Origin of the sequence: Pseudomonas sp. 1D4, from assembly GCF_001728925.1 — a bacterium.
In the GTDB taxonomy this organism is placed as follows: Bacteria; Pseudomonadota; Gammaproteobacteria; order Pseudomonadales; family Pseudomonadaceae; genus Metapseudomonas; species Metapseudomonas otitidis.
On record NZ_LXJQ01000136.1, the window covers coordinates 1 to 520 of the forward strand.

1 protein-coding gene and 1 pseudogene are annotated in these 520 nt (G+C 50.2%); both read right to left on the reverse strand.

All coding sequences use genetic code 11. From position 1 onward, the window contains the following. Positions 1 to 263, reverse strand: a pseudogene (locus A7D27_RS26905) (hypothetical protein); the annotation flags it as partial. A 43-nt stretch (positions 264 to 306) separates the two neighbouring features. Next, on the reverse strand, positions 307 to 520 hold a 214-nt coding region (locus A7D27_RS28470; RefSeq protein ID WP_170832334.1), incomplete at its 5' end, for a hypothetical protein.

A 520-nucleotide genomic window follows, 5' to 3' on the forward strand; every position in this document is an offset into this window, starting at 1 on the left:
GGAAAGAAAAAAGCTCCACCCCATGCCAAATCTTCCAAAATCGAAGAATCGCTTTCTGGCGTGAGAAGAACAAAAAAAATTAATACTGCCAAAATCAAAACCATGAGAAACATCAAATTTGCAACCCTCGTATTGTAGGGTCTCGCATTGATTCTCCACTCCAACAACACCGGCTCATCCGGGTGGACCCACTGGTGGTTCTCGGGGAGTTCAACCGGGCGACTCCAGCGGAGCAGGCTGCGGATTACGGCAAGATCGCTCATTGAAATTCAACGTCCCTGTAAAGAAAGACCATCGGCAAGCGCACTAGAACTGCAACACCGAAATCCGTTTTGTTTCGCAGGTCAGGTGCGGCACCAGACTCTGGATAAGTTTCAGGTGGTCGTTGAAGTGCTTGCGCTTGGAGAAGATGTAGACGGGCCATTTGATCTTGTTGCCGTCAACATCCACATCCCATACCTCAAGGGCGATTACGGCAATGCCTGGGTCGGCCGTCAGGCTGAGAAAATCCTCCCACTTG